We start from the raw sequence: 5,407 nt of genomic DNA, 5'->3' as shown, positions 1-5,407 counted from the left end.
CCGGACAGCGGCCCGGACAGCAGGCCGGACAGCAGGCCGGACAGCAGGCCGGGCCGGAGCCGCCGGCCGGCGGATTAACGGGGGAGCCGGGCCCCGATGGTAGGAAGGAGGAGCACAGCTCCAGCGCGAGAAAGGAGGCGGCATGTCGTCCAAGCGTCGCCGTAAGAAGAAGGCACGTCGCAAGAACGGGGCCAACCACGGGTCGCGGCCTCAGTCCTGAACGGCTGAGCACCGGGATTCCGGGCTCCACCAGGCATCGAAGGGGAGGGACGGCAGCCGTCCCTCCCCTTCGCGTGCGCCCGTCTCAGCGGGCGAGCGGTTCCAGACGGGTCAGGGTCCGCGCCACCGCGTCCCCGGACGCCGGGAGCAGCGGCAGCCGTACGGCGGGGCTCGGGATGCGGCCGAGGCGGTGCAGAACGCCCTTGAGCACGGTCGGGTTCGGTTCGGCGAAGGCCGCGCGGGCCAGGGCGGTGAGCGCGTGCCCGAGCGGGCGGGCCCGGTCGGCGTCACCGCCGCGCCAGAGGGCGGCCAGCTCGGCGAAACGGCCGGCGCACAGGTTCGCCACGGCGAGGACGCCCCCGGCGGCGCCCAGCGCGAGCAGCGGCGCGGCGAAGGCGTCGTCCCCGGCCAGTACGGCGAAGTCCGGGTGGCAGCCGCCGAGCAGGTGCAGCGTGTCCTGGTCGATGCCGCCCACGGCGTGCTTGACGCCGGCGACACCGGGCAGCGCGCCCAGCCGGAGCAGGGTCTCCCCGCTCAGCACCCGCGCGGTGCGGTAGGGGATGTTGTAGACGACGAGCGGGACCGGGCTGTGCCGCGCCAGCTCCGCGAAGTGGGCGACGACGCCCTCCTCGGAGGGACGGGTGTAGTACGGCACGGGCACCAGGGCGGTGGCGTCCGGGTGCCGCTCACCCAGCTCCCGCAGCCGTGCGGCGCTGGTCCGGGTGTCGTTGGTACCGGCGCCGACGATCAGGGTGGCGCCGCGCTCCCGGCACACCCGCGCGCAGAGATCCGTCACCGCGCCCTGCTCGCCGGGGTCGAGCGCGGCGGCCTCGGCCGTCGTGCCGAGCGCGACGAGTCCGGCGGCGCCTTCGTCGAGCGCCGTGTGCGCGAGCCCTTCCAGGGCCTCGTACGCGATGCGCCCGCCGGTGTCGAAGGGGGTGACGAGCGGCACGTGGATGCCCCGCAACGGCCGGGGCCCGGTGGTCTCTTCCATGGCTGTGAGCCTGTCCGGGGCCGGTGTGCCGCGTCCAGGTCGGATCTCTTCGGTGCTGCGTAAGCTGAGCTGATGCTCGACGTGCGCCGTCTGCGTCTGCTGCTGGAACTCGCCCACCGCGGCACCATCGCAGCCGTCGCCGAAGCCTTGGCCTACACCCCGTCCGCGGTGTCGCAGCAGCTGGCCGTTCTCGAACGGGAGGCCGGTGTGCCGCTGCTGGAGCGCTCCGGGCGCCGGGTCTGCCTCACCCCCGCGGGGCACCGCCTGGTGGAGCACGCCGGTGCCGTGCTGGCGCGGCTGGAGCGGGCCGAGGCGGACCTCGCCGGGGCCCGGCGGGGTGCCGCCGGGACCTTCCGGATCGGGACCTTCTCGTCGGCCGCGCGCACGATCGTCCCGGCGGCGCTCACCGGTCTCGCCCGGAACCATCCCGGGCTGGACCCGCGGGTGTACGAGATCGATCCGGCGCAGGTGGCGGACGCGCTGCGGGCCGGCGAACTGGACGCCGCGCTGGTGCACACGTACGACTCCGTTCCCACCGAGAGCTACCTCGGGCTGGGCACGGAGCCGCTGCTGGAGGAACGGATGTATCTGGCGGTGGGCGCGGACCCGGACCGCGGCACGCACCCGCACCCGGACCCGGATCCGGGCCCGGGCCTTGGTCGGGGCCCGGGCGCCGACCCGGACCCGAGCCCCGACCTTTACCCGAGCCCGGATCCGGACCGGGATCCGGGCGCGCACCCGTCCCCGTCCCCGTCTTCGTCCCCGTCCCCGTGCGCGGCCCCGCCACCGTCCGCGTCCCGGAAGAGGCGTACGGGCCCCGCGGCCGACAGCGCGAGCGACGCGGGGACGGCCGCCGGTACCGGCACGGAGACGGCCGCCGACGCGGAGACGGTTGCCGACGCGGAGACGGTTGCCGGTACCGGCACGGAGACGGCCGGCACGGAGACGGCCGCCAGCACCGACACAGCCGTTCTCCGCCGTCACCGGGCCGCCGACTGGATCATGGCCACGCCCGGGACCCTCTGCCGGGCCATGGCCGAACGCGCCTGCCGGGCGGCCGGGTTCACGCCGAGGGTGCGTCACCAGGTGGACGACTTCCCCGCGGTGCTGGGGCTCGTCGCCGCCGGGCAGGGCGTGGCCCTGGTGCCGCAGCTGGCGGCCGCGCGGCCGCCGCGGGGCGTCGTCCTGCTGCGTCTCCGCATGGTCCGCCGGACGAAGATCGCGTTCCGCGCGGGAGCCCGTGCGCACCCGGCCGTCGCCGCGCTGTCTGTGGCGCTGCGGGACTCGCTGGGTGAACTCGCCGAACCGGGCGCGGGAACGCCCGGGCAACCGCCTCCGGCCCGCGCCGGAGGCCGCACCTGACGTGGCGGCGGATGCGGGCCGGGGGGGCGGGTCCGCGCCGGAGGTGCCCCTGACGCGGCGGCGGATGCGGCCCGGAGGTGGCGGATGCGGTCCGGAGGCGGCGGGTGCGGTCCGGAGGTGGCGGGTGCGGTCCGGAGGCGGCGGGTGCGGGCCGGGGGCCGCCCGCTCAGCCGGCCTTCGCCGTGGCCGCCGCCGACGCCTGCGCCTCGCCGCGGTTGACGATGCTGTTGAACGTGTAGTCCGCGACGTCCTTGCCGGCCTGCCGTGCCTTCGTGTCCGCGCTGGTGACGTCCTGGCCCGAGGTGTAACCGGCGACGGTGAAGTAGGCGTACCGGCCGATGGAGTTGGTCAGCAGACGGCAGGACGTCGTGCGGCAGAAGGCCGGGACGCCGTCGCCCGGGAGCGACAGGATGTTGCCCGCGGCCTGCTCCTTCGCCTTCGTCGCGGCGGCCTCGGTGTCGAAGACCGCGACGCCGACGGTGACGGCGACACCGTCGCGCGAGTACGTCGCGCGCAGCACCTGCTCGCAGCCGTTGCCGGTGAGCGCGGGCCCGAGCCGGCCGGAGGCCGCGGAGGCACAGGACTTGGTACCGGCCGTCGCGCCCTTGGCGTAGGTGCGGCTCGACATGGTGATCTCGTCGCCGGGGAAGAGCGTCCCGGCGTTCAGCGGCGCCGTGTCCTTGTCGGAGTCCGAGATGAAGTCGCGCGGGTCCGGCGGAGGAGGCGGCTTGACCTCGGAGAAGGACGGGTCGGGCTGCTCCGGCTCGTCCGGCAGGGTCTCGGCCGTGGGCAGGCCCTGCGGCCGGTTGTCGGAGCTGCCGCCGCCGCTGACGACGGCGTAGGCCACGGCGGAGGCGACCAGCGCGGTGGCCAGCGCGCCTCCGCCGATCATCAGCAGTTTGCGGCGCCTGTTGCGGGCAGCGGTCCGGTCCGCCATCGCGCCCCAGTCAGGCGTCGAAGAATCGTAGGAACCCCCGGGCCCGTGAGGCCCCCCTTGCCCAAAGCTCATGGCGGGCATCCTAAACCTGTTGGTGTGATCGGCGTCGGCCGGTGACAATCCACGGCATGGGTCACGTCGAAGTCGCGCACGTCGAGTACTGGCTTCCGGACGGGCGGCCGCTGCTCGGCGACGTGTCGTTCCGGGTCGGGGAGGGCGCCGTCGCGGCCCTGGTCGGGGCGAACGGAGCGGGTAAGACGACGCTGCTGCGGCTGATCGCGGGGGAGTTGAAGCCGCACGGCGGTTCGGTGACGGTCGGCGGCGGGCTGGGCGTCATGCGGCAGTTCGTGGGGGTGCGGGGGGCGTCCCCCGGGGAACGCGGTGCCGGCTCCGGACGGGACGAGCGGACGGTGCGGGACCTGCTGGTGTCCGTCGCCCAGCCGCGTGTCCGGCAGGCCGCGGAGGCCGTCGACGAGGCCGAGCACGCGATCATGACCCGGGACGACGAGGCGGCGCAGCTCGCGTACGCGCAGGCGCTCAGCGACTGGGCGGAGGTCCGCGGTTACGAGGCCGAGACGCTCTGGGACATGTGCACCACGGCCGCGCTGGGCGTGCCGTACGAGCGGGCGCAGTGGCGCGAGGTGCGCACCCTGTCCGGCGGCGAGCAGAAGCGGCTGGTGCTGGAGGCGCTGCTGCGCGGGCCCGACGAGGTGCTGCTGCTGGACGAGCCGGACAACTACCTGGACGTGCCCGGCAAGCGCTGGCTGGAGGACCGGCTGCGGGAGACGAAGAAGACGGTGCTCTTCGTCAGCCACGACCGGGAGCTGCTGGCGCGCTCGGCGCAGCGGATCGTGAGCGTCGAACCCGGGCCGGCGGGGAGCGGCGTATGGGTGCACGGCGCCGGTTTCGGCACGTACCACGAGGCGCGCAAGGAGCGCTTCGCGCGGTTCGAGGAGCTGAGACGCCGCTGGGAGGAGGAGCACGCCCGGCTCAGGGCGGCCGTGCTGCGGCTGCGGCAGCAGGCGGCGAACAGCCCGGACATGGCGTCCCGCTACAAGGCGATGCAGACCCGGTTCCGGAAGTTCGAGGAGGCGGGTCCGCCGCCGGAGCCGCCGCGCGAGCAGGACATCCGGATGCGGCTGCGCGGCGGCCGTACCGGGGTACGGGCGGTGACCTGCGAGAACCTGGAGCTGACCGCGCTGATGAAGCCCTTCTCGCTGGAGGTCTTCTACGGCGAGCGGGTCGCGGTCCTCGGCTCGAACGGCTCCGGCAAGTCGCACTTCCTGCGGCTGCTGGCGGGAGACCCCGTGGCGCACACGGGCCGCTGGAAGCTGGGCGCCCGGGTGGTCCCCGGCCACTTCGCACAGACGCACGCCCTCCCGTCGCCCGGCCGCCGGCCCTCACCGACGGCGCCGGGCGCGGGCCCTGCCGGCACGGAGCTGGAGGACCGTCCGCTGGTCGACGTCCTGTGGACGGAGCACGCGAAGGACCGCGGCGGCGCGATGAGCGTGCTGCGCCGGTACGAGCTGGAGCGGCAGGGCGACCAGCCGTTCCGGAAGCTGTCGGGCGGGCAGCAGGCGCGCTTCCAGATCCTGCTGCTGGAGCTGGCGGGCACCACGGCGCTGCTGCTGGACGAGCCGACGGACAACCTGGACCTGGAGAGCGCGGAGGCGCTCCAGCAGGGCCTGGAGGCGTACGACGGCACGGTGCTCGCGGTGACCCACGACCGCTGGTTCGCCCGCAGCTTCGACCGCTACCTGGTGTTCGGCGCCGACGGGATCGTACGGGAGACCCCGGAGCCGGTGTGGGACGAGTCGCGGGTGGTCCGGGAGCGCTGAGCGGATTCCCGGCGGCGGGCCCGGGAGAGCCGGGCGGATTCCCGCGGACCGGCCCGG

The 5,407-nt window shown here is 75.1% G+C and carries 5 protein-coding genes; 3 read left to right on the top strand and 2 right to left on the bottom strand.

The window, feature by feature from the left end:
- Positions 1-142 precede the first annotated feature (142 nt).
- Entirely contained in the window at positions 143-220 is a 78-nt protein-coding gene (locus tag GCU69_RS34700; protein WP_370443954.1) for a 50S ribosomal protein bL37, read from the top strand.
- A gap of 84 nt (positions 221-304) precedes the next feature.
- Here the strand turns inward: GCU69_RS34700 and GCU69_RS05360 are convergent, their stop codons facing one another.
- Positions 305-1,213 (bottom strand): dihydrodipicolinate synthase family protein, encoded by a 909-nt coding sequence (locus GCU69_RS05360; RefSeq protein ID WP_098752236.1) that lies wholly within the window; start codon positions 1,211-1,213, stop codon positions 305-307.
- Positions 1,214-1,285: 72 nt separating this feature from the next.
- Here GCU69_RS05360 and GCU69_RS33490 point away from each other — a divergent pair, with 72 nt between their 5' ends.
- Positions 1,286-2,575, top strand: coding sequence for a LysR family transcriptional regulator (locus tag GCU69_RS33490; protein ID WP_235978250.1), 1,290 nt, complete (start codon positions 1,286-1,288; stop codon positions 2,573-2,575).
- A 166-nt stretch (positions 2,576-2,741) separates the two neighbouring features.
- On the opposite strand, the gene GCU69_RS05345 is transcribed toward GCU69_RS33490, so the two are convergent.
- Positions 2,742-3,584, bottom strand: coding sequence for a hypothetical protein (locus tag GCU69_RS05345; protein WP_098753533.1), 843 nt, complete (start codon positions 3,582-3,584; stop codon positions 2,742-2,744).
- Between the two features lie 56 nt (positions 3,585-3,640).
- On the opposite strand from GCU69_RS05345, the gene GCU69_RS05340 reads away from it, so the two are divergent.
- The gene (locus GCU69_RS05340; protein ID WP_176604533.1) at positions 3,641-5,350 is read left to right on the top strand and encodes an ATP-binding cassette domain-containing protein; all 1,710 of its coding nucleotides are present in this window, start codon (positions 3,641-3,643) and stop codon (positions 5,348-5,350) included.
- The last annotated feature ends 57 nt before the right edge of the window (positions 5,351-5,407 follow it).

Origin of the sequence: Streptomyces lycii, assembly GCF_009735685.1 — a bacterium.
GTDB classification, from domain to species: domain Bacteria; phylum Actinomycetota; class Actinomycetes; order Streptomycetales; family Streptomycetaceae; genus Streptomyces; species Streptomyces lycii.
This window is presented reverse-complemented; position numbering and strand designations above follow the sequence as displayed.

Excerpts from the sequence above, each read along its gene's own strand:
- GCU69_RS34700 (WP_370443954.1), top strand. The coding sequence starts at position 143 with ATGTCGTCCAAGCGTCGCCGTAAGAAGAAGGCACGTCGCAAGAACGGG.
- GCU69_RS05360 (WP_098752236.1), bottom strand. The coding sequence starts at position 1,213 with ATGGAAGAGACCACCGGGCCCCGGCCGTTGCGGGGCATCCACGTGCCG.
- GCU69_RS33490 (WP_235978250.1), top strand. The coding sequence starts at position 1,286 with ATGCTCGACGTGCGCCGTCTGCGTCTGCTGCTGGAACTCGCCCACCGC.
- GCU69_RS05345 (WP_098753533.1), bottom strand. The coding sequence starts at position 3,584 with ATGAGCTTTGGGCAAGGGGGGCCTCACGGGCCCGGGGGTTCCTACGAT.
- GCU69_RS05340 (WP_176604533.1), top strand. The coding sequence starts at position 3,641 with ATGGGTCACGTCGAAGTCGCGCACGTCGAGTACTGGCTTCCGGACGGG.